13 protein-coding genes, 2 rRNA genes and 1 riboswitch are annotated in these 19,530 nt (G+C 38.4%); of the genes, 12 read left to right on the top strand and 3 right to left on the bottom strand.

Annotated elements, in window-relative coordinates; all coding sequences use genetic code 11:
- Nucleotides 1-335: 335 nt before the first annotated feature.
- From NBC122_RS01675 to NBC122_RS01665, 3 genes are all read left to right on the top strand, one after another.
- A 23S ribosomal RNA gene (locus tag NBC122_RS01675) occupies nt 336-3,098 on the top strand.
- Nucleotides 3,099-3,271: 173 nt separating this feature from the next.
- A 5S ribosomal RNA gene (gene rrf, locus NBC122_RS01670) occupies nt 3,272-3,379 on the top strand.
- Between the two features lie 135 nt (nt 3,380-3,514).
- Entirely contained in the window at nt 3,515-4,735 is a 1,221-nt protein-coding gene (locus NBC122_RS01665) for an IS256 family transposase (RefSeq protein WP_221343586.1), read from the top strand.
- A 370-nt stretch (nt 4,736-5,105) separates the two neighbouring features.
- Here the strand turns inward: NBC122_RS01665 and NBC122_RS01655 are convergent, their stop codons facing one another.
- A complete protein-coding gene (locus tag NBC122_RS01655; protein WP_133438711.1) occupies nt 5,106-6,401 on the bottom strand; it encodes an O-acetylhomoserine aminocarboxypropyltransferase/cysteine synthase family protein in 1,296 nt (431 codons plus the stop codon).
- 133 nt (nt 6,402-6,534) lie between these two features.
- Nucleotides 6,535-6,640, bottom strand: a riboswitch (SAM riboswitch).
- A gap of 392 nt (nt 6,641-7,032) precedes the next feature.
- Here NBC122_RS01655 and NBC122_RS01650 point away from each other — a divergent pair.
- Nucleotides 7,033-7,230, top strand: a complete 198-nt coding sequence (locus NBC122_RS01650; protein WP_133438710.1) for a dodecin family protein — start codon at nt 7,033-7,035, stop codon at nt 7,228-7,230.
- Nucleotides 7,231-7,315: 85 nt separating this feature from the next.
- Here NBC122_RS01650 and NBC122_RS01645 read toward each other — a convergent pair whose 3' ends face one another.
- Both NBC122_RS01645 and panC read right to left on the bottom strand, forming a co-directional pair.
- Complete coding sequence (locus NBC122_RS01645; protein WP_133438709.1) at nt 7,316-7,882, bottom strand: hypothetical protein; 567 nt, start codon at nt 7,880-7,882, stop codon at nt 7,316-7,318.
- Between the two features lie 172 nt (nt 7,883-8,054).
- Nucleotides 8,055-8,903 (bottom strand): pantoate--beta-alanine ligase, encoded by an 849-nt coding sequence (gene panC, locus NBC122_RS01640; RefSeq protein WP_133438708.1) that lies wholly within the window; start codon nt 8,901-8,903, stop codon nt 8,055-8,057.
- A 196-nt stretch (nt 8,904-9,099) separates the two neighbouring features.
- Between panC and NBC122_RS01635 the strand changes: the two genes are divergently transcribed.
- From NBC122_RS01635 to NBC122_RS01600, 8 genes are all read left to right on the top strand, one after another.
- Complete coding sequence (locus NBC122_RS01635; RefSeq protein WP_133438707.1) at nt 9,100-9,870, top strand: glycogen/starch synthase; 771 nt, start codon at nt 9,100-9,102, stop codon at nt 9,868-9,870.
- A gap of 15 nt (nt 9,871-9,885) precedes the next feature.
- Complete coding sequence (locus NBC122_RS01630; RefSeq protein WP_133438706.1) at nt 9,886-11,475, top strand: DUF4270 family protein; 1,590 nt, start codon at nt 9,886-9,888, stop codon at nt 11,473-11,475.
- A gap of 34 nt (nt 11,476-11,509) precedes the next feature.
- A complete protein-coding gene (gene glmS, locus NBC122_RS01625) occupies nt 11,510-13,363 on the top strand; it encodes a glutamine--fructose-6-phosphate transaminase (isomerizing) (protein WP_133438705.1) in 1,854 nt (617 codons plus the stop codon).
- A 107-nt stretch (nt 13,364-13,470) separates the two neighbouring features.
- Nucleotides 13,471-14,874, top strand: a complete 1,404-nt coding sequence (gene porK, locus NBC122_RS01620; RefSeq protein WP_133438704.1) for a T9SS ring complex lipoprotein PorK/GldK — start codon at nt 13,471-13,473, stop codon at nt 14,872-14,874.
- Nucleotides 14,875-14,919: 45 nt separating this feature from the next.
- Nucleotides 14,920-15,606 carry a type IX secretion system motor protein PorL/GldL gene (gene porL / locus NBC122_RS01615; RefSeq protein WP_133438703.1) on the top strand — a complete coding sequence of 229 codons (687 nt, stop codon included), beginning with the start codon at nt 14,920-14,922 and terminating at the stop codon, nt 15,604-15,606.
- A gap of 51 nt (nt 15,607-15,657) precedes the next feature.
- Complete coding sequence (gene porM, locus NBC122_RS01610; RefSeq protein ID WP_133438702.1) at nt 15,658-17,217, top strand: type IX secretion system motor protein PorM/GldM; 1,560 nt, start codon at nt 15,658-15,660, stop codon at nt 17,215-17,217.
- 192 nt (nt 17,218-17,409) lie between these two features.
- Nucleotides 17,410-18,339: a type IX secretion system ring subunit PorN/GldN gene (gene porN / locus NBC122_RS01605; protein WP_246012507.1), complete on the top strand. Its 930-nt coding sequence runs from the start codon at nt 17,410-17,412 to the stop codon at nt 18,337-18,339.
- 102 nt (nt 18,340-18,441) lie between these two features.
- The gene (locus NBC122_RS01600) at nt 18,442-19,473 is read left to right on the top strand and encodes an NAD(P)/FAD-dependent oxidoreductase (RefSeq protein ID WP_133438700.1); all 1,032 of its coding nucleotides are present in this window, start codon (nt 18,442-18,444) and stop codon (nt 19,471-19,473) included.
- Nucleotides 19,474-19,530 lie beyond the last annotated feature (57 nt).

Here is a 19,530-nt window from a genome sequence, read left to right as displayed (position 1 = left end):
AGAGATGTAACGAAACGCTTCAAAAAGAAGCAAGCACAGAAGATATTTACAATATAGAATTAAGAATGATGCCAGAGGAGGCAGAATAGACATAATAGAATGTTTATTATAAGGAGCGATACCTTAATTATTCACGTATTAAGCGTTTAGTTTAAAAGTTACGGAAAGAGCCAAAAACAATTTCTGTTCATTAGACGATTAATAAGATACAAGATCATTGACATTAACGATAAGAACATCACAAAGAGAAAACCGAGCACTTTCGAGTGCCGAGTTTAAATAAAACTAGTCTAACAGCAATGTTAGACAAAAAACTGAACTAATATATTATTAGGAAAGAAATCGTTAAGGGCGTATGGCGGATGCCTAGGCTTTCAGAGGCGACGAAGGACGTGGTAAGCTGCGAAAAGCTGCGGGGATCGGCACACACGAATTGATCCGCAGATGTCCGAATGGGGCAACCCGGCTGGTTGAAGACCAGTCACTCTAATTTATTAGAGAGCAAACCCGGAGAACTGAAACATCTAAGTACCCGGAGGAAAAGAAATCGAAGAGATTCCGTAAGTAGTGGCGAGCGAACGCGGATTAGCCCAAAAGTCTTTATATGTTTAGAAGAATGTTCTGGAAAGAACAGCCATAGACGGTGATAGCCCGGTATTTAAAAGGCATACATAGATGATAAATGAGTAGGGCGGGACACGTGAAATCCTGTCTGAATATGGGGGGACCATCCTCCAAGGCTAAATACTCCTGAAAGACCGATAGTGAACAAGTACTGTGAAGGAAAGGTGAAAAGCACTTCGAATAGAAGGGTGAAAGAGAACCTGAAACCGTACGCCTACAAGCGGTCGGAGCCCACAAGTTGGGTGACGGCGTGCCTTTTGCATAATGAGCCTACGAGTTAATTTTACTAGCGAGCTTAAGTACTTCAGGTACGGAGGCGGAGCGAAAGCGAGTCTGAATAGGGCGCTTAGTTAGTAGTATTAGACGCGAAACCTTGTGATCTACCCATGGGCAGGTTGAAGCTTTGGTAACACAAAGTGGAGGACCGAACCGGTTGACGTTGAAAAGTCTTCGGATGACTTGTGGGTAGGGGTGAAAGGCCAATCAAACTGGGAGATAGCTCGTACTCCCCGAAATGCATTTAGGTGCAGCGTTGCGACAAGTTTATTAGAGGTAGAGCTACTGATTGGATGCGGGGGAGTCAAATCCTACCAATTCCTGACAAACTCCGAATGCTAATAAATGTTTCGCAGCAGTGAGGGCATGGGTGCTAAGGTCCATGTCCGAGAGGGAAAGAACCCGGACCAACAGCTAAGGTCCCCAAATCTATACTAAGTTGAAATAACGCGGTTGAACTGCATTGACAGCTAGGATGTTGGCTTGGAAGCAGCCATTCATTTAAAGAGTGCGTAACAGCTCACTAGTCGAGCGGTTCGGCATGGATAATAATCGGGCATAAGTATAGTACCGAAGCTATGGATTTATAATTTTTGAATTATATCTGGTAGGGGAGCATTCTGTTTGCGCCGAAGCAGTGTCGTGAGATGTTGTGGAGCGGACAGAAAAGAAAATGTAGGCATAAGTAACGATAAAGGGGGCGAGAAACCCCCTCACCGAAAGACTAAGGTTTCCTCAGCCATGCTAATCAGCTGAGGGTTAGTCGGGACCTAACGCGAACCCGAAAGGGGAAGTGGATGGATAATGGGTTAATATTCCCATACTTGCTCACACTAAAAAGGGGACGGAGTGCCGTACTTACTGGAGACTGACGGAATAGTCAAGACCTAGCCTTCGGGCGAAGTTGTTGTAGGGAAAGTGCTTCCAAGAAAAGCCGAAGTGAAGCAACTCGTACCAAAACCGACACAGGTAGTCGAGGAGAGAATCCTAAGGTGCTAGAGTGAATCATGGTTAAGGAACTAGGCAAAATAGTCTCGTAACTTCGGAAGAAGGGACGCCAGCAGCAATGCTGGCCTCAGTAAAGAGGCCCAGGCGACTGTTTATCAAAAACACAGGACTCTGCTAAATCGAAAGATGCTGTATAGGGTCTGACACCTGCCCGGTGCTGGAAGGTTAAGGAAGGTTGTTAGGGTAACCGAAGCAATTAACTGAAGCCCCAGTAAACGGCGGCCGTAACTATAACGGTCCTAAGGTAGCGAAATTCCTTGTCGGGTAAGTTCCGACCTGCACGAATGGTGTAACGATCTGGGCACTGTCTCAACCATGAGCTCTGTGAAATTGTAGTCTCGGTGAAGATGCCGAGTACCCGCAATGGGACGAAAAGACCCTGTGAACCTTTACTATAACTTCGTATTGACTTTGAATAAACAATGTGTAGGATAGGTGGGAGACTTTGAAGCTGGCACGCTAGTGTCGGTGGAGTCAACGTTGAAATACCACCCTTTGTTTATTTGGAGCCTAACTTCTTAACGGAAGGACATTGCGTGGTGGGTAGTTTGACTGGGGTGGTCGCCTCCAAAAGAGTAACGGAGGCTTTCAAAGGTACCCTCAGCACGCTTGGTAACCGTGCGTAGAGTGTAATGGCATAAGGGTGCTTGACTGTGAGACCTACAAGTCGATCAGGTGCGAAAGCAGGACATAGTGATCCGGTGGTTCCGTATGGAAGGGCCATCGCTCATAGGATAAAAGGTACTCCGGGGATAACAGGCTAGTCTCCCCCAAGAGCTCATATCGACGGGGAGGTTCGGCACCTCGATGTCGGCTCGTCACATCCTGGGGCTGGAGAAGGTCCCAAGGGTTGGGCTGTTCGCCCATTAAAGTGGCACGCGAGCTGGGTTCAGAACGTCGTGAGACAGTTCGGTCTCTATCTATTGCGGGCGTTAGATGTTTGAGAGGGCTTGAATCTAGTACGAGAGGACCGATTTGAACAAACCTCTGGTGTATCAGTTGTTCCGCCAGGAGCACCGCTGAGTAGCTACGTTTGGAAAGGATAAGCACTGAAAGCATATAAGTGCGAAACCTGCCTCAAGATGAGACATCTTTTAAGGGTCGTTGGAGATGACAACGTTGATAGGCTATAGGTGTAAAGGCAGTAATGTCATAGCCGAGTAGTACTAATTACCCGTAGATTTATTGCCTAATTAAGGTACTTGGAAGTGCAACAAGGTTTGCTCTTTGTGAACGTTTTTATCGATTTTTTAGTTAGACTAAAAGATGATAGACGGATAGATGATAGACCACGGTCTACCACCTAGCATCTATAACCTACTAATATACATATACTGTACAACCTTTTGTACAAAACAACCTTTAGGGTGGTTTTAGCAGAGGGGCTCACCTGTTCCCATTCCGAACACAGAAGTTAAGCCCTCTAGCGCCGATGGTACTGCTAACGCGGGAGAGTAGGTCGCCGCCAGTTTTTTTAAAGCTCATCAATTTATTTTGATGGGCTTTTTTTTGTGACCTGAAATCAGAGAAAATACTGAAATAAAAAAGAAAAGGATCAGTTTCAAAACTTGGGGACTAAGCAAAAAGTTGATACTGTACTAAAAAAGTGTGTAAAGTAAAAAGTTGTATTTTTAAATTACAACAAATAAATGTACAGACTTATGAACTTTACACAGAACAAATTTCGGATTTATTATTAAATGTCGCAAATTCTGAAAATGGGAGCAACTTATTGATGCAATTAACCTTAAATGCTTTTATGAAAAGTGAAAGACATCTTCATCAGCAGGAGAATGAAGGAGACTATGGCAATGGATACCGGGAGAGAAAAGCCAGGGGATTTGGCAAAGAGATGATTTTAAAAGTACCAAGAACAAGAAATGGTACATTTTATCCAGTTTTATTAAATGTACTTCGCAACGAAGATGAAGAACGCCGCAAATTAATTTTCAGTTTATATCGTCGTGGCTTAACCACGGAGCAGGTTAGCGATGTATACGAAGAGATTTATGGCAAAGAATACAGCAAACAGCAGATTAGTTATCTGATGAAAGATAGTCGTGAGGAAGTTGATATTTGGCTAAAACGAAAATTAGAATCACATTATTTGGTACTTTATATTGATGCTACTTTTGTACATACACGAAGAGACAAATCAGTTAGTAAAGAAGGTTATTACACGATTTTGGGGATCAAAGAAGACGGATCAAGAGAAGTTCTGAGTATTGTCAATCATCCAACAGAAGGTGCTACATTGTGGCAAATGGAACTGGAATCCCTAAAAGAAAGAGGTGTACAAAGTGTTGGATTAATTGCCTCAGATGGTTTGACTTCAATTGAGAATGCGATTGCAGAATCCTTTCCCAATGCTTCACATCAGCTTTGTGTGGTGCATATCAAACGGAATATATTAGCAGTTTTTCCACGTACAAAAAGACTGGAAATTGGTAAAGAACTACTGGAAACATTTGCTATTGAAACAAAAAGTATCACTGCTGTAGAAGCATTTAAAAATTTGTGTAGTTTTGTAGAGAAGTACCAAAAAAGTTATTCAAGTTTGAAATCGTTCTCAAACGAGCGAAACATCGCTTATTTTACCTACTTAAATTATCCACCCTCGATCCAGCGAAGGATTTATACAACGAACTGGATCGAGCGCTTGAACAGGGATTACAAAAGGGTTTTGAAAATGCGTGGAGCGATGTCTAGTCCAGAATCAATACTTTTTTTAATGGGTTCTGTTGCGATGGAAAAAGAATATAAATCTTACAGTTATCCAGTAACAACGTTTCGAGAAATAGAGGAACTTAAAAAAAAGCAAACATAGAAGTAGCGGTTTGATTTAGAAATATGGATAACTTTTTTACGCTTCGCTTAAAGTTACCCACATTTCTAAACCAAATCAACAACAACGACAACATTTTTTTTACACACTCTTTAAGACACTACCAAAATATTTTGTAGTCTGAATAGAAAAAACGCCCGATCTCTGACTCCTCTGAAGTTGCTTCTGAATTTTTTAATTTTTTGCGTTGAAAGATTCTGCGGATGCATTTGTACTTCGATGATTGAAGTAGTTTTACAAGGAAACTTGAGAAAAATAAAATGGCTAAATTTCCTCTGTTAGATTATAAACTAAATATTTATTAAATAAAAAAAGAGTGAAATTATTCACTCTTTTCTTTTAACTTTAATAATTAAATGATCGAAAAACCTGATTCCAAATCAGCGATAATATCGTCAATATGTTCGATTCCCACACTCAATCTTATTTGACCTGGGCGAATGCCTGCTTTTTCTTGTTCGGCTTCAGAAAGTTGTTCGTGAGTCGTTGATGACGGATTGATAATCAAAGTTTTCGAATCTCCAACATTCGCAACGTGACTGATCAGGGATAAATGATTAATGAATTTCACAGCGGATTCTTTTCCTCCTTTAATATCAAAACTAAGCACGCCGCCAAAACCTTTTTTTAAATATTTTTTGGCATTTTCATGATCCGGAAAACTCGATAATCCCGGATATAGTACCTTTTCTACTTTAGGATGATCTTCCAAATAGTCAGCGATGGTTTGCGCATTGCTCACCGTTCTTTCTAAGCGAAGCGACAATGTTTCTAAACCCTGCAACAAAAGAAAAGAATTGAAAGGAGAAATCACAGGGCCGAAATCACGCATACCTTCAACTCTGGCTTTAATGATGAATGCGATATTTCCAAACTGAGAATCTACCCCAAAAACATCTGAAAATACCAAGCCGTGATAACTTTCAGAAGGTTCGGATAATTGCGGAAATTTTCCGTTACCCCAATCGAAATTTCCACCATCAATAATGATTCCGCCTATAGAAGTTCCGTGCCCACCAATCCATTTGGTAGCAGATTCTACCACGATATTCGCACCATGCTTCAGGGGCTGAAAAAGATAACCGCCAGCACCAAAAGTATTATCGACAATTAATGGGATACCGTGTTTTTTGGCAACTTCCGCAATTGCCTCAAAATCCGGGATATTTAAACTTGGATTTCCAATGGTTTCCAAATAAATGGCTTTCGTATTTTCGTCAATCAACCGGTCGAAATTTTCTGGGTCATTATTATCTGCGAAGCGCGTTTCTATCCCTAATTTTTTAAAGGAGACTTTGAACTGGTTATAACTTCCGCCGTATAAATAGGGAGAACTCACGAAATTGTCGCCGTTTTGCAGGATGTTGGTCAATGCTAAAAACTGTGCGGCATGTCCCGAACTTGTTGCCAAAGCTGCGATACCGCCGTGCAAAGCAGCCATTCTTTTTTCGAAAACATCGGTGGTTGGATTCATCAGTCGCGTATAGATATTTCCGAATTCTTTTAACCCAAAAAGATTAGCTGCATGATCTGCATCATTAAAAGTATAGCAGGCGGTTTGATAGAGCGGAACAGCTCGTGAGTTGGTGGTTGGATCTACGGTTTGACCGGCGTGAACCTGTAAAGTTTCAAATTTTAAATTGCTCATATTTTAATTAATTTGTTTTAAATTTTGCAACTTATCCTTTGAAAATACTTGTCGAAAGAGCATAAAAAAAGCTCTTTCGACAAATCAAAAGAGCTTAATATATAGAAATTCTATTTTCTAAATTTTAATATCTGACTTATCTTTCCCGCGCTGGCGAGTTGAATTTTGCACCTTATTTATTTCTAAACAGGTTGCCAAAGTTTCATAGGGTCAATTCCCTCCACTTTTCTGAATAAGTTGCGATGTTTTAAAGAACGTTTAAGACTGCAAATCTATATAAATATTTTGAATCTCCAAAAAATGCCAGTTACATTTTACGTTTTTTTTTTAAACTATTGATTTATAAGTAGATTTAAATAGTAACAGTATTTTTTTATGATTTCGCTTTATTTAAAAAATAGGTATTGTTATTTTATCGTTTAAGCTCAAATTTTGGAGTTGATAATCGCAGATTTCAGAATGACTGGTTCAGATTTGATCATTAATTTTTCTGTTTTTGTATGGGATTTTTATCTGAGCACCTAATGATTAGATTAAAATTTATTCCTTAATGTATTGTATTAAAGTTTGTTAAATCTTCTTTGGTTTGAAATGTTTAAATTAAATTTAGGGTAACCTAAAAACACCTGTTATGATTGTAAAAGTACTTGAAGTAATTGCTACTTCAGAAATTAGTTTCGATGACGCTGTGAGAAATGCCGTAAAAGAAGTTTCGAGAACCATAAAAAACATCGACAGCGTTTATGTAAAAGATATGAAATGCCATGTGAAAGATGGTGAAATTTCAACTTACGGATGCGTTTGTAAGGTTTCTTTCAGGGTTGAATAATCAGCTATTCGGCAATAAAAAACATCCATTTTGTAGACTCAAAATGGATGTTTTTTATACTGGATTTATGATTTAGCGATTGATTTTAATTTTTTGTTCCCCAAGGCGCGCCTGGTGTTTCAATCGTTTTAGTCAAATCAAATCGTACGGTGAACAAACGGTCGCTTCCGACTCTGCGAAGGTTATAAGTGAAACTTTCACCATCAATGGTGAACCACCAAATATTGGTAGCTGCTTTCGGCAACATCTGGGTGGTATGTGCATCAGCAGGAAACATTTGAAGGTTCTCCAGACCTACATTTGAACTTGTGCCACCATATTGCGTTACTTTTTCTTCGGTTCCGTCGGGATTTCGGTGGTCGTGTTTTAAACTTAAAATTTTATCGGGATTCATATGCAGGACCCACGTTCGGGATTTATCGTCACCTACGAAAAAAGGAATTTTGATCTCTTTTTTTTCACATGACCGAACGTGCATTATGAGTTTTTTGCCGGTAAATCCGTCGCCTTCAGCACCTCCGGAAATTATTTCACCTTCATACGCTTTTCCGCAATGTGCTGCTAATTGTGTCCAGAATTTTTCGGAATTTGTTTTTTCCTGCGCCAGAAAATTGACGGGAAGCAGGAGTGCAAGATAGAGCAGTGCTTTCATGTTTTCGTTTTTGATAAGAGGTTAATTAATAAAAAGTTAAACATACAAAAAATCCCCTTAAGATGGATACCCAGGGGAATTTATGAAAAGTATTTATAGGTTGTCATTTATTTTTCAAATATTCGGAGTTGAGCATCAATATAAGTACACTCTTTTTTAGGTTTCAAAGAATTTAATCCAAATGCAAATTGTCAATTAACCGCACTGTACCAACATTTACGACGATAAACGCGCGGTACTTTTTATCTTTATAAAAGAAATCGGTTTGTTTTAAAGTTTTTTCATCGGCGATTTCAAAATATTCTAAAGTCATTCCGCGCTGGTCATCAAAAATATCTTTCACGCGTTTATTTATTTCAGGAACGGTAATGACCCGGAACCAGTCATTTACTTTTAACAAAGTATCGTGAATCACTTTGGCTGCATCTCTTTGAACAGGGGTTAGTCTTTCATTTCGAGAACTCATGGCGAGCCCATTTGCTTCCCGATAAATTGGTGCACCGTGGATTTTCACAGGAAGGTGTAGCTGGTCGACCAGCTTTTCGATAATAGCCAATTGTTGATAATCTTTTTCCCCGAAATAAGCATTGTTGGGTTTTACCTGTCTTAACAGTTCTTCTACTACTGTTCCTACTCCATCAAAATGTCCGGGACGAAACTTACCTTCCATTTCATTTTCCAGACCATCGAAATCATAGGATTTACTTTTTAGTCCGTCTGGATAGAGATCGGCAACTTCTGGCAGATATAAGGCATCAACAATTCCGGTGTTTTTCAGCAGCGCAATATCCCGTTCGGTATCACGCGGGTATTTGGTTAAATCATCAGGATTATTGAATTGAGTAGGATTCACGAAAATGGAGGAAATAACCAGATCGTTTTCTGCGGCGGCTATTTTGTATAGTGAAAGATGGCCTTCGTGTAATGCACCCATTGTTGGAGCAAAACCGATTTTTTTGCCCATTTCTTTCTGTCTTTCGACGTAATCTATAAGTGTTTTTTTGTCTCTGAAAATTTCCATAATTAATTAGATTATCCTTGTAAAAATAACAATTTCCCGCAAACGGGCAGGTAAATTTTTATGATTTTTTTAGAATACTGTCATTTTTTTTGGGTAATAATCTTAATTAATGTTAATTAAAAATTATTACATTAAAATTTCGTAAATTTGCCTTGTAGAATATTCTGCCCAAAAATTTAGAAGAAAGTTAGAATTTATGCCGAACCAAAAGATTTTATATGTAACCACGGAGATGTCTCCTTATCAGGAAGATAACAATATGGCGACAATGGTGAGTAAAATGGCACTCAAAATGCACCAAGACGGAAATGATGTGAGAGTGTTTATGCCAAAATTTGGCCAGATCAGCGAAAGAAAATTTCAATTGCATGAGGTAATTCGTCTATCCGGAATGAATATTATTATTAATGATTTGGATCAACCCCTGATTATTAAGGTAGCATCCTTACCGGGAGAGAGATTGCAGGTTTATTTCATCGACAATGAAGAGTATTTCAAGAGAAAACAATTCTACATCGACGATAAAGGACAGCCTTTCACCGATAATGATGAACGTGCGATTTTCTTTGCCAGAGGAGTGATCGAAACCATCAAAAAGCTTAACTGGGTGCCCGATGTGATTCACCTGAATGGATGGATGGCCTCATTTATACCGGTTTATTTAAAGACTTTTTACAAAAATGATTCTTATTTTAATGATTCAAAAATAGTGCTTTCTGTTTATAATGAGGATAACATGGCATTATCTGAATCTGTAGAAGAAAAAATGAAGTTCGACAATATAACCGGACTAAAAGCGTTTAAAAATCCAAGTTTTCAGAGTTTCGTTATCGAAAGTATCGATATGGTTGATTTAGTAATAAAAGGTGATGAATTCCTTGAAGAGGATCTTAACAAAGCTTTCACCGATACTAAAACGGCCAAATCAGAATATATCGACGCTGATTCAATCAACAAATTATACTAAATCAATTTATATTTAATGATAAGAAATATCCAAGAATTATTCAAAATTACTGCAACATTAGTAATTGGGAGTTTAATTTTAGTGAATTGTGAACCGGATGCAGATCAGTTGGGTTCACAATTTTTTCAAGACGGAGCGAAAGGGAAGGAAGTATCTTACCCCATTATCGCTTATAATTCCAATAATCACGATTCCATAAGAACAGATGCGGCGCGGTTGCAAAGTGCAACTTTGGGCGCTTTTTCGGAGTCTCAATTTGGAATGCAGAAATCTGCATACGTTTCTCAGGTTAGATTATCTGGAGCAAATCCCGATTTTGGAACCAATGCAAAACTGGATTCAGCGGTATTGGTCATTAAGCCGCAGTATGCAGCAGATTCTGTGACTACAGTGACCAATGATAAATATATTTATCCGGAAGGTGCTGTACCGTCGAAAAAAGTTGTCAGTACCTATCCAGTGATTAAATATGGTAATACCAAAATTGGAGGGAAAACGCTTTTGAACTTTAAGGTTTATGAAGTTACCGACTTTTTAGGTTCAAATACGGATGTCGTTTATTCTAACAAAGTTGTGAATACAGGTGCGCAGATTGGCGCAAAAACTTTTGACGGAAATGTTCATTTGGTTAAAGTGACCAAAACGAGTGATGATACAGTATTGTTTGAAAGAAGTGCTGCACTGAGAATCCCTTTAGACAGTGCGTTTTTTGCGAATAAGATTATTAATAAAGCCTCTTCTCCGGAGCTTGCCGATGCAGCTTCATTTATAAGATATTTTAAAGGGATTAAAGTTTCTGTTGATGAAAACGACGGCTATCTTCTTAATTTTGATCCTACTACCACAGAGCTTAATCTTTATTACAAAAATGATAAAGTCACTAATGGAGTAACCACCAGAGAGCAGTCGGTGTACATGATGAATATGGGAGGTTCTAATGCGTTTTTTAATCAGATTGCTTTCAACCGTACAGGAACACCTTCGGCAACTGCTTTAGCGACAACAAACCAAATAACCGGTGATGCAAAGCTTTTTGCACAGGGAATGGGAGGCCCGGGAATTGGTCTTCGGGTTCCAGCTGCAGATGTTGCCAATATCAGAACTTTATTTAACAATAATAAGATTGGTATTATTTCAGCCAAAATCCGTATCTATACTGATGTATCCAGTTGGTCTAATAATTACGCAAAACCTAATTATTTTGTTGTAAGACAAAGAAACTTAGCTCCTAAACCAGGGGAGAAAGAATATCTTGACAATTATTTGCTTGACATGAGTGCTTTAGCAGGCACCGGAATTTATAATTTGGTGAAAGCCTATGATTTGCAAAAAAATCCAGCATACTATGATATTGGAATTACGCAGACCTTTAAAAATATTATTGAAAAACAAGAACGCAATTACGATCTGATATTAAATGTTGGTGCTTATACTACAGATGCCGGAGGTAATTTAGTAGGATCTTTATATCCTTCTTTAGGTGCTCAGAATTTTAATACCAGAAGTTACACCCCTAACAGAGCGGTATTGGTAGGAACCGATCTTACAAATCCAGGCAATGATAAAAGTGCAAGATTGATCCTGACTTACGGACAAAAACAATAATTAGAAAAACAATAACTAAAAAATAAGATATTATATGTGTGGAATTGTAGGATATACTGGTTTTCAGGATGCTTATGAAGTTGTAATCAATGGGCTTCGCAGATTAGAGTATAGAGGATATGACAGTGCGGGAATTGTACTCGAAAATGATAATTCAGTTTTTAGTGTTTCAAAGACGAAAGGTAAAGTAGATGATTTGGTCGCTATTTCAGGAAATTTAGCAGGTACCGCACATATAGGAATGGGGCATACCCGATGGGCAACACACGGGGTTCCAAGTGATAGAAATTCACATCCACATCTTTCAAATAATGAAAAAATCGCTTTGGTTCATAATGGGATTATCGAAAACTATGATACCCTGAAAATTATGTTGACCGAGAAAGGATTTACTTTTCAGTCAGAAACAGACACAGAAGTATTGGTGAATCTCATCCAATATATTATGGATATTAATGAGGAAATGGATTTCCCTACGGCAGTTCGTTATGCTTTAAATGAAGTTTTCGGTGCGTATGCAATTACAGTGATGCACGAAGATTTTCCCGGAGTATTGGTGGTTGCCAGATTAGGTTCTCCTTTAGCCATCGGTTTAGGAAATAATGAATATTTCATTGCTTCGGATGCTTCTCCTTTTGTTGAATTTACAAAAGAGGCCGTTTATTTAGAAGAAGGTCACATGGCTACTATTTCTTTAGAAAACGGTGTTGACATCAGAAATATTAAAGATAATGTAAAAATTACCCCGGAAGTTCAACAGTTAAAACTGAGTTTGGAGCAGATTGAAAAAGGAGGTTACGAACATTTCATGTTAAAGGAAATTTTCGAACAGCCAAAATCAATTCACGATACTTTAAGAGGCAGACTATTGGTAGAAGAAGGGATCATCAAAATGGCCGGAATCTGGGATAACCTGGAAAGATTAAACCAAGCACAGAAAATCACCATTATCGCTTGTGGTACTTCTTGGCATGCCGGTCTTATCGGAGAATATTTAATCGAGGAGTTTGCAAGAATCCCTGTAGAAGTAGAATATGCTTCGGAATTTAGATATAGAAATCCAATTATTTCTGAAAAAGATATCGTGATTGCAATTTCACAGTCAGGTGAAACTGCCGATACGATGGCCGCTATTAAAATGGCTAAAGAGAGAGGCGCTTTCGTGTACGGAATTTGTAACGTCGTCGATTCCTCCATTTCAAGAGTTACTGATGCAGGCTCTTATACGCACGCAGGACCGGAAATCGGTGTTGCTTCAACAAAAGCGTTTACTGCCCAGTTGACCGTTCTTTCTTTGATTGCTTTAAAATTAGGGAAGCACAACGGACATTTGAGCAATCAGGAGTTCATGAGATTAATCACCGAACTGGATACCATTCCGCAAAAAGTTCAGGAAGTTTTAGAAACCACCCACGAAATTACAAAGGAAATTGCAAAGAACTTTGTTGATGCCCAGAATTTCCTTTATTTAGGAAGAGGATATAATTTCCCTGCGGCGCTGGAAGGAGCTTTGAAGTTAAAAGAAATCTCTTATATTCATGCAGAAGGATATCCTGCAGCCGAAATGAAGCATGGTCCGATCGCTTTGATCGATGAAAATATGCCAATCGTTATTATCGCTCCGAAAAAAGGGCATTATGACAAAATTGTAAGTAACGTTCAGGAAATTAAAGCGCGAAAAGGTAAAGTTATTGCAGTGGTAAACAAGGGTGACACGCAAGTTGCTTCTGTGGCAGATTATGTAATTGAATTCCCGGAAACTTCAGAATGTTTCTCCCCAATTATCGCCTCCGTACCTTTACAATTACTGGCTTATTATATTGCAGTGTACCGAGGAGCCAATGTTGACCAACCGAGAAACCTTGCAAAATCAGTTACTGTTGAATAAAAAGTAAATGATTGTAAAATAATACAGACATTTTTACGTTTTGGAAAAAAAATCATAAATGTTTTTCCAAAAAATTATATATTTACCGCTTAATTTCAATTATTAGAATGAAAAGAGTATTCCTTATATTATTATCAGCTACTGTAGTAATCTCGTGTTCAAAAAGCGGGGGAAGCTCAGCCGGCAAGGGAGGATCCAAAGGAGAGTTGATACCTAGAAACAAATCAAAATCCTTTGTTTCAGAAAGACCTTACGGTATGGTGGCAATTCCTGCCGGGTCTTATGTGATGGGTTTAGCTGATCAGGATTTTACCAATACTCCCGAAAAGGCAACGCTTAAAACGGTTACTGTTTCTTCGTTCTTTATGGATGAAACCGAAATCACTAATGCCGAGTATAGAGTTTTTATTAATTATGTTCGGGATAGTGTCGTGCGCTCTTTATTAGCTGAAGCAGCTGGCGACGGTTCAGGAGCAGGGATTGGTAGTTTTGCCTACGCTTCTAAAAAAGCAGGTACCACTCCCAATGCTTACCAGGAGTTTATGGAGTCCCAGGGGGGAAGAGATGGTTATGACGAGTCTAAAAAATTAGATTGGAGCGTTCCGTTGAAATGGAGAACTTCGGATTATCCGGATGCTCAGTATGCAGAGATTTTAGAATCAGTGTACCTTCCGCCGGCAGAAAGAATCAATAATGAGCGAATTATTGATACCAGAAAACTGAAGTACGCTTACAATTGGGAAGATATTGAGTCTGCAGTTAAAGATAAATCAAGAGGTGCTAAATATTTGAAAAAAGAAAGTATCGCCGTTTATCCCGATACCACGGTTTGGTTAAAGGATTTTAATTATGCATATAACGAACCTCTGTATGATGGCTATTTTTGGCACAGTGCTTACAAAAATTATCCTGTAGTCGGAGTAACCTGGGATCAGGCAAGAGCGTTTTGTAATTTTAAATCAAAGTTAAAATCCGATTATAACGAATCTTTGAAAAAGAAAAAGCAAAAAGCAATGTCATTCCGTCTTCCGACTGAAGCTGAATGGGAATATGCGGCCAGAGGAGGTAAAGAGAACGCAACCTATCCTTGGGGTGGGCCTTATCTGCAAGATGACAGAGGATGTTATTTGGCAAACTTTAAACCGAAAAGAGGTAATTATATCGAAGATGAAAAGAAAGGAACGTACACCTATACTGCTCCCGTAAAGAAATTCCCTAAAAACGGATTTGGGCTTTATGATATGGCAGGGAACGTTGCAGAATGGACGGAATCTCCTTACAATAATTCAACTTACCAGTTTGCGTCTACCTTGAATCCTTATTTGTCCAATCAAGCATACAGAGAGCCTCGGAAAACAGTACGCGGTGGATCTTGGAAAGATATCGGTTATTTGTTAATGACCGGATCTAGAGATTACGAGAGAAAAGATTCGGCAAGAAGTTATATTGGTTTTAGAACAGTTCAGGATATTCCTGAGGGAACTGCTAAATACAAGAAGAGAACAAATTAAAAAAAAACAGTAATTACTTAATAACCACTAATAAAATCATAGCACATGTTTAAAACTAAAGAAGCAACTTATAATTTCATCTACTCAATTGGGGCTGCAATCGTAATTTTAGGAGCACTTTTCAAAATGACCCACTGGAGTATTGGTCCGCTTACAGGTAATGTAACTTTGGCGATCGGTTTGATTACTGAGGCGGTTATTTTTACGATCTTCGCATTTGATGCTCCAAAATCTGAAGAATCTTATGCTTGGGAAAACGTGTATCCGGAACTTTTAGATAGCCATGCCACTCCAAATCCAAAACATTCTTCCGGTGCAATGCAATTGGCAGAAGTGAAAGAACTGGAGGTTTCTTTGTCGGATAAATTAGATAAAATGCTTGCTGATGCTAAATTGGATGTAAACTTATTTGACCGGTTAAGAACAGGAATCGAAAAATTCTCAAGTTCTGTAGATCAAATCAATCAAACAGTGGATGTTAGTGGTTCTACCGCAAAATATAACGATCAGCTGATGTTGGCAGCAAGTCATCTTGAAAGCATGAATGCATTATACGCACTCCAGTTGGAGCACGGAAAAACGCAAACTGAATATAGCAAAAAGTATGTAGAAGACATGCAGAAATCTGCTTTACATTCAGAGAAATTTAACGAAGAATTATCAGGATTAACTTCTAACCTTAATAGTCTTAACAGAGTTTACGGCGGAATGCTTAGCGCAATGAAATCATAGTTTTCTTACCATTTATATTTAAAATTTAAACTATTAACAAAATTTATTAAAATGGCACAAGGAAAACAGACACCTCGTCAGAAGATGATCAACTTGATGTATTTGGTTTTCATTGCGATGCTTGCAATGCAGATCGATCAGGAAATCATCAGATCCTATAAAGATACGACCGGTTCTTTGGAAGAGACCAGGGTGTTGACGGAGAGTAATAATGCGATATTTAAAAAGACTCTCGAAGTAAAAGCTGAAAAATCTCCAGAAACATTTACTGCACCTCTGGATAACTATAAAGGACTGGAAGCGAAAGCTGACGATTTAGTGGGATCAATCGAAGAGTTAAAAAGAAATTTAAGTAAGGACGCAGAATACGATACTAAAAATGAAATTCAGGAAAGTTTTGCTGCACTAAATAATACAGAACCTTCTACCAATATGTTTTTTGTTGGAGGCGATGAAACAAAACCATCCAAAATAGCACTTGATTTAAAAACAAAGATTGATGCTTTTAGAAATTATGTAAACCAGACTTTCGGGTCAAACCCGTTGATGAAAGCTTTGGTTGACAGAACGAATCAACAAATGATTTCGGAGTTTGCAAAACCTAAAAACAATAAAAATTTCAATCAATATAAATTTTATAACCAGCCTTTAATTGCTGCCTTATCGAATTTAGAAGTAATCCAGTCTTCTGCAAGAGGAATTCAGGGTGATGCTTTATCGGTAATGCTTCAGGAAAAAGTGGATGCAGATATCAAGTTTGATGCTTACTCTGCGATTGTCTCCGCACCGGCAACGGTTATTCAGGGAGAACCGGCACAGGGTAAAGTCGCCATTGGTAACTATTCCAGCAATGTTCCGGGATTATCGATGCCAGGTTTGACCGTTGAAAATGGTCAGGGAATTAAGAATTTAGAAACAGGTACATTAGGTGAAAAAACCTTTAGCGGAGAAATTTCATTTACCGACGTAAACGGCAAAGTCATTCCTTTAAAATACAACCATACTTATAAAGTAATCGCTGGTGCACAGGAATTGAAAGCACAAAAAGGAGCACTTGTAACTGCCGATAAAATGAATGTGCTGTACCGTGGATTGCCGAATCCAATTTCAGGATCAATCTTAGGAGCAGATATGTCAGGGATTTCTTTATCTGCACCGGGAGCATCTGTAAGCGGAGGCGGAGGAAAATGGACCGTTACACCTGGAGGTGGAAGCACGGTGACCTTAACGATTTCAGGACGTGATCCGAAAGGTGGTGTTATTTCACAGGCATTCCCGTTCAGAATTAAAAGTGTGCCGGCGCCAGTTGGACAAATTCAGGGAAATTATGTGGTTTCGATGCCTGCAAGTTCAATCCCGAACCAAAAAGTTTCTGTAGTGATGCCGGACTTCGATTTCCCGGTAAGTTTTACCGTAAACAGTTTTATGTTTAGAGTACCAGGAAAAGCGGGAATGTTGATTAATGGAAACTCACTGAGTTCTGTAGCGAATCTCACGAAAAATCTTCGTAACGGGGATATTGCGTATGTATATAATATTAATGCAACAGCGACTGGCCTTGGTGGACAAACTTTAAAACAGATTCCTCCGGTAGTAATAAACGTACAATAATTACGTTATTGATTTGATAGTATATCTTGTCATTAGTATAAATAATTTAGAATGAAAAAATTCATATTGATAGTGCTTGCTCTGAGTTTCAGCGCAGTTGGAGCACAAACCAAGAAAAAACCAAAAAAGAAAGTTGCGCCTAAAACGACGGTTCCTGCAACACCTGTGGAACAGGCGGAGCCGGTTGCACAAATGCCTGCGGAATATCAGGGTGAGTCGGTAGATGATACACCGATTAATTCAATGTCTATTTTAAATGCGAAATCTCCGGAATCCTTTAGAAAATATAGAGATTTGAACTTAATCAAGCAGGGTGACTCTATGGTTTCCAACAAAATTACTCCTTTAGAATATGGATTTATTGAAGATAAAGACATTTTGAAGAGTATGGTGGTGTGGGAAGTCATCGATATGAATGATAAGATCAATCAGCCTTTTTATCATAACGAAGATGGATTGGTCTCAGAAAACAAATCACTTTATCAACTTTTGTTTGATGCTATCAACGACGGCAGAATCAAAGAAGTGTATGACGATGAAATGTTCCAGACAAGATTAAGACCGGATGCAATTCAGTCGCGTATTAAAAACGAGGTGATGAGCAACGCAGGAATTGACCGGATTAATGAAGCCGGTAAATTGACTGCCGAGGAAATGAAGGAGTTCACCAATGTGTATGAAACCAAAACTGAAAATGTAAAGGTTTTAAAAATTAAAGGAATGTGGTATATCGACCGTAGAGATAGCCAGATGAAATACAGATTACTTGGGATTGCAGCAATGGGCCAGGATCCTTCATTGATGGGACAGTTTGGGCCAGACGGTCAGCCGCTTGCTTCTAAGGATGAACTGATTGACCTGTTCTGGGTGTATTATCCAGATGCAAGAAATGTTTTGGCGAACGCCGTGGCTTTTAATAATAAAAATCTTTCTTCCGATATTTCTTTTGATGATTTATTAAATGCCAGAAGATTTTCAAGCATTATCTATAAATCAGATAACGGGTTAGGAAATGGGATTATCAAGGATTACATCCCGAATGATGCCGACGAGCAGTTAGAAGAGAGCGAAAGAATCAAAGCGCAAATCCTGCAGATGGAAAGCGATATGTGGAATTATTAATCAATTCCTTTGAAGATAAACAAAAACCTGAGTACCTTTACTCAGGTTTTTTTTTGAACTTATATTTGAGTTGAAAAATCCCTTTTATTAAGTAAATTATCAATGAAAAATGTAGATTATATTATCGTTGGCGACGGTTACGCTGCTTTCTTTTTTGCCCATCAGTTAATCCTTCATCAAAAATCTTTTGTTTTGTTTTCGGCGGATAAAAAAGGAGCTTCTCAGGTTTCTGCAGGAATTGTGAATCCTTTGGTGCTAAAGAAATTTACCACTTTTTGGCTGGCTGCGGAGCAAATAGAATTTTTGACCAAAACAGTTTCGGAAATTGAAACGTATACCGGTGAAAATTATTTAATTCAGGAAAAAATCCACCGTATTTTTCATGATGAAAGAGAAAAGGAGTTATGGTTAATGAAAGCGGAAACCGATGAACTGAAACCCTTTCTAAATCCAGATTTCGAAACGCTGGAAACCATTATAAATCCATTTGGAACCGGCGAGGTAAATCAATCTGCCCGTTTGGATGTTAATGGTTTTTTCAAAGGAATCTCGGCCTATTTGCAGGACAATGAAATGGTAGTGAAAGAAAAATTTGATTATTCTAAAATTGAAGGCTCATCTTATGACGGATTTACTTTTAAAAATATTGTCTTTTGTGAAGGAATGGGCGTCAGAGAAAATCCTTTTTTTGCCGATATTCAGGTAATTGCAAACAAAGGTCATCATTTAAAAGTGAAACTGTCAGAAAAAATGAAGCATCAATATACTTTAAAGAAAAAGCATTTTCTGTTTCCTTTAAATAATGATATTTACTATTACGGTGGAACTTATGATCCCAACGAACGGGAAAATGAAATTGATGATTTTAAAACTGAAGAATTGAAAGAAGGACTTTCTGCTTTCTATCCGCATGATTTTGAAGTTGAAGAAGTGAATTACGGTTTCCGTCCGACAGTAAAAGACCGCCGGCCGATTATCGGAAATCTTCCTGAACACCAAAATTATTATATTTTCAACGGTTTAGGAGCGAGAGGTATTCTCAATGGTTGCTATTTTTCCAAAGAATTGTATGAGCACATCGAAAATGGGCGCGAGTTAATGAAAGAAGTTGATTTGAAAAGATTTAATAAATAAATTTAAAGATCAGAAATGAAAAACGCCGCAGTAATTGCGACGTTTCTTATTGGTAGG

Source organism: Chryseobacterium salivictor (assembly GCF_004359195.1).
In the GTDB taxonomy this organism is placed as follows: domain Bacteria; phylum Bacteroidota; class Bacteroidia; order Flavobacteriales; family Weeksellaceae; genus Kaistella; species Kaistella salivictor.
This window is presented reverse-complemented; position numbering and strand designations above follow the sequence as displayed.

Excerpts from the sequence above, each read along its gene's own strand:
- NBC122_RS01655 (WP_133438711.1), bottom strand. The coding sequence starts at position 6,401 with ATGAGCAATTTAAAATTTGAAACTTTACAGGTTCACGCCGGTCAAACC.
- NBC122_RS01600 (WP_133438700.1), top strand. The coding sequence starts at position 18,442 with ATGAAAAATGTAGATTATATTATCGTTGGCGACGGTTACGCTGCTTTC.
- NBC122_RS01630 (WP_133438706.1), top strand. The coding sequence starts at position 9,886 with ATGATAAGAAATATCCAAGAATTATTCAAAATTACTGCAACATTAGTA.
- porM (WP_133438702.1), top strand. The coding sequence starts at position 15,658 with ATGGCACAAGGAAAACAGACACCTCGTCAGAAGATGATCAACTTGATG.
- panC (WP_133438708.1), bottom strand. The coding sequence starts at position 8,903 with ATGGAAATTTTCAGAGACAAAAAAACACTTATAGATTACGTCGAAAGA.
- porN (WP_246012507.1), top strand. The coding sequence starts at position 17,410 with ATGCCTGCGGAATATCAGGGTGAGTCGGTAGATGATACACCGATTAAT.
- porK (WP_133438704.1), top strand. The coding sequence starts at position 13,471 with ATGAAAAGAGTATTCCTTATATTATTATCAGCTACTGTAGTAATCTCG.
- glmS (WP_133438705.1), top strand. The coding sequence starts at position 11,510 with ATGTGTGGAATTGTAGGATATACTGGTTTTCAGGATGCTTATGAAGTT.
- NBC122_RS01645 (WP_133438709.1), bottom strand. The coding sequence starts at position 7,882 with ATGAAAGCACTGCTCTATCTTGCACTCCTGCTTCCCGTCAATTTTCTG.
- NBC122_RS01635 (WP_133438707.1), top strand. The coding sequence starts at position 9,100 with ATGCCGAACCAAAAGATTTTATATGTAACCACGGAGATGTCTCCTTAT.
- porL (WP_133438703.1), top strand. The coding sequence starts at position 14,920 with ATGTTTAAAACTAAAGAAGCAACTTATAATTTCATCTACTCAATTGGG.
- NBC122_RS01650 (WP_133438710.1), top strand. The coding sequence starts at position 7,033 with ATGATTGTAAAAGTACTTGAAGTAATTGCTACTTCAGAAATTAGTTTC.